The following is a 277-nucleotide window of genomic DNA, read 5'->3' on the forward strand; positions in this document are numbered from 1 at the left end:
AGGGCGTTTACCACGGTGTGATTCATGACTGGGGTGAAGTCGTAACAAGGTAACCCTAGGGGAACCTGGGGTTGGATCACCTCCTTACCTTAAGATGACGAAGTTGTTGAGTGTTCACACAGATTGCCTTGATTCAAACTAGTTAGAGCAAAGACCTGATGCGAAAGCGTCAGTGCTTGTTCAACCCTCGGTTGAACAAGAGAAGCCCTTTTGTTGGGTGTTGGGATGTGAATAATGGCGCGAGCCGTTACCCAATCGCCTGCGCGACAGCGCAAAG

1 rRNA gene is annotated in these 277 nt (G+C 50.2%); it reads left to right on the plus strand.

Annotation, left to right across the window (positions count from 1 at the left end):
• Positions 1 to 87: ribosomal RNA gene (locus J9885_RS14915) — 16S ribosomal RNA — on the plus strand; the annotation flags it as partial.
• Positions 88 to 277 lie beyond the last annotated feature (190 nt).

It is taken from the genome of Aeromonas sp. SrichE-2G, from assembly GCF_017939565.1.
In the GTDB taxonomy this organism is placed as follows: domain Bacteria; phylum Pseudomonadota; class Gammaproteobacteria; order Enterobacterales; family Aeromonadaceae; genus Aeromonas; species Aeromonas taiwanensis.